Source organism: Mesorhizobium sp. M2C.T.Ca.TU.002.02.1.1, from assembly GCF_003997225.1.
The window spans coordinates 1-3,117 of the sequence record NZ_RZTO01000733.1 but is presented as its reverse complement, the minus strand read 5'-3'; the positions used below and the strand labels follow the sequence as shown (position 1 = coordinate 3,117).

The window sequence follows — 3,117 nt, the reverse complement described above, 5'->3', positions numbered from 1 at the left end:
CATCGGCCACATCCTGCACAAGCCGCCGGCGCAACTGTCCGGCGGCGAGCGGCAGCGCGTGGCGATCGCACGCGCCCTGGTGCGCGACCCGGCCGCCTATCTGATGGACGATCCGATCTCGGCGCTCGATGCCAGGCTGCGCGAGGAGACGCGCGTCGAGCTGAAGCGCATCCAGCGCGAGCTCGGCAAGACGCTGATCTATGTCACGCACGACCAGGAAGAGGCGATGTCGGTCGCCGACCGCATGGCCATCCTCGAAAACGGCCGGATCCGGCAGATCGGCGCGCCGGCCGAGATCTACGACCGGCCGGCAAGCGCCTATGTGGCGCGCATGCTCGGCTCGCCGATGATGAACATCCTGCCGTCGGTGCGCGGCGCGGGTGGGATCGAGGCGGCGGAAGGGACAATCCGCATCGCCGATGGCAAAGCGCCCGCCGAGGCGATCGAAATCGGACTCAGGCCCGAGGACATCAAGGTCCGGCCCTGGACGGACAACGAGACGAAGGACGGCCGCCCGGCGCGGGTGTTCGAGGTCGAGCCGCTCGGCGGCTACACCGTGGTGACCATGGAAGCCGGGCAGGCGCGGCTGAGGGCACTGCTGCGCGGCCAGCCCGACATCAGGCCGGATGCGATGGTGGCGATATCCTGCGAGCCGGTCAAAGTGCATTATTTCGGCCAGGATGGAGGCGCGCTGTGACGGCGGCCGCAAGGACAGAATTTCGGGAGGAAAAGATGGCAGAAAAAGGCTTCGAGCCGGACGTCAAGGTTCGCACCAGGGACTACCGGATCGGTTGCGTCGGCGCCGGCATGATCATGGCCGAGTGCCATCTGGCGGCCTACAAGGAAGCGGGCTTTCCGGTGGTGGCGATCGCCTCGCGCACCAAGGCCAATGCCGAGAAGGTGGCGACGCGCTGGGGCATTGCGACCGTTCACGACACGCCGGAACAGCTGATCGAGGATCCCAGCGTCGAGATCATCGATCTGGCCTTTCCGCCGGACCAGCAGCCGGCGCTGATCCGCCATGCGCTGAAGCAGAAGCACATCAAGGCGATCCTGGCGCAGAAGCCGCTGGCGCTGTCGGTCGAGGAAGCCGTCAAGCTCCGCGACGAAGCGGCGAAGTCAGGCAAGATCCTCTCGGTCAACCAGAACATGCGCTACGACCAGTCGATGCGCGTCCTGAAACAGATCATCGACAGCGGCGCGCTCGGCGACATCGTCTTCGCGCAGATCGACATGCATGCGATCCCGCATTGGCAGACCTTCCTTCAAGGTTACGACCGGTTGACGCTAGCCAATATGAGTGTGCACCACCTCGACGTGCTGCGCTTCCTGTTCGGCGATCCCGACGAGATCACGACGCTGACGCGCAAGGACCCGCGCACTCAGTTCGACCATTCCGACGGCATCACCGTGTCGACGCTGCGCTTCCCGTCGGGTGTGCTTGCGGTGTCGCTGGAGGACGTTTGGTCCGGCCCCCGCCAGGAGGGCTACAAGGACGACCAGCACATCAACTGGCGCGTCGACGGCACCAAAGGCGTCGCCAAGGGCACGATCGGCTGGCCGACCGGCGCCGCCTCGACGCTGACCTACGCTTCGGCCGAGACGACCGGCGGCGAGTGGGTGAGCCCGAGCTGGGAGACGATGTGGTTCCCGCATGCCTTTATCGGCGTGATGGAGCAGCTCCAACACGCGGTGAAGACCGGCACGCCGCCGGCGCTCTCCGTCGCAGACAACGTCAAGACCATGGCGCTGGTCGAGGCAGGCTACCGCTCGATGGCCGCGGGCCGCACGGTCAAGCTCTCCGAAATCCCGACAAACTGAATCAACTGAATCGCTTACAAGGAGGAATTCACACCATGATGCAGGCAGGTATTTTCACGGGCTATTTCCCGTACGGCCTCGAGGAGACGGCGAAGAAGATCCGCGGGCTTGGTTTCAACACGGTGCAGCTCGATCTGCACTTCAAGGATATCGATCTGTCGGCCGGCCAGATCACCAAGGACAAGGCGAAGAAGGTGCGCGACACCTTCCGCGACCACAACCTGCCGGTCTGCTGCGTGTCGGGTTATACGAACATCATCCACCCGGACAAAGCGGAGCGCGAGAAGCGCGTCGGCTATCTCAAGGAGATCATCCGCAACGCCCGCCATTTCGGCTCGCCTTACGTGATCTCGGAGACCGGCACCTACAACACCGAGTCCGACTGGGTGCATCACCCGAAGAACAAGACCGAGGAAGGTTTTGAAGAGTGCCGCAAGGTGATCGCCGACCTTGCGCAAACGGCATACGACCATGGCGCGGTCTTCCTGCTCGAAACCTATGTCAACAACGTCGTCGGCTCGGTCGAGGAGACGGTGAAGATGTTCGCGCAAGTCGACCACCCCGGCCTCGGCCTGCTGATGGACCCGACCAACTATTTCGAGACCCACAACATCGACCGGATGGACCAGATCCTGAACCAGGTCTTCGACACGCTGACCGACAAGATCAAAATAGCGCACGCCAAGGACGTGAAGCGTTCCGGCGACGACAAGTCCGAGAAGCATGCCGATATCGGCGATGCGGACGCGATGGAAAGCCACACTTTCCGCGGCGTTGGCGAGATCGAGCTGCCGGCGCCGGGCCTCGGCTCGCTGAACTACGACCTCTACCTCCAGCGTCTCGCCGAAAAGCATCCGAACATCCCGATGATCATTGAGCATCTGTCGGAAGACGACGTGCCGCGCGCCAAGAAGTTCCTCGACGGGAAGCTGCGCGCCAACGGCCTCTAAGATCGCCGGGCGCCGCCCGCTCCGGTGCGGCGCCCGCATTCGCAAGATAGGGAGTGGAGGAAACGAGATGTTGAAATTCGGATTGAAACTGGCGGCCGCGGCGGCCGTGTTCGCGGGCGTCGCGTTCGGCTCGGCGGCGCAGGCCGCGGATGGCCAGAAGACGTTCTATCTCTTGTCGCATGGCGGCCCGTCAGACGCTTTCTGGATCGACTGGAATGCCGGCGCGACCAAGGCCTGCGACCAGCTCAAGGTGACCTGCAAGATCTCATTCAGCGGCGGCGACATGGCGGCGCAGAAGGAGGCCTTCAATTCCGCGCTTGCGGCCAAGCCCGACGGCATCGCCACC

3 protein-coding genes and 1 pseudogene are annotated in these 3,117 nt (G+C 64.0%); all 4 read left to right on the top strand.

The annotated features are described in order from the left end of the window. A partial coding sequence (locus EOD07_RS28465; protein ID WP_164772617.1) for an ABC transporter ATP-binding protein occupies positions 1-697 on the top strand: 697 nt, incomplete at its 5' end. Between the two features lie 35 nt (positions 698-732). After that, complete coding sequence (locus tag EOD07_RS28460) at positions 733-1,821, top strand: Gfo/Idh/MocA family oxidoreductase (RefSeq protein ID WP_127237740.1); 1,089 nt, start codon at positions 733-735, stop codon at positions 1,819-1,821. 35 nt (positions 1,822-1,856) lie between these two features. Beyond that, positions 1,857-2,771, top strand: coding sequence for a sugar phosphate isomerase/epimerase (locus EOD07_RS28455; RefSeq protein ID WP_041007761.1), 915 nt, complete (start codon positions 1,857-1,859; stop codon positions 2,769-2,771). 67 nt (positions 2,772-2,838) lie between these two features. Continuing rightward, a pseudogene (locus EOD07_RS28450) lies at positions 2,839-3,117 on the top strand (ABC transporter substrate-binding protein); the annotation flags it as partial.

Bases quoted from the DNA above. Each gene is read 5' to 3' on its own strand.
- EOD07_RS28460 (WP_127237740.1), top strand. From the start codon at position 733: ATGGCAGAAAAAGGCTTCGAGCCGGACGTCAAGGTTCGCACCAGGGAC.
- EOD07_RS28455 (WP_041007761.1), top strand. From the start codon at position 1,857: ATGATGCAGGCAGGTATTTTCACGGGCTATTTCCCGTACGGCCTCGAG.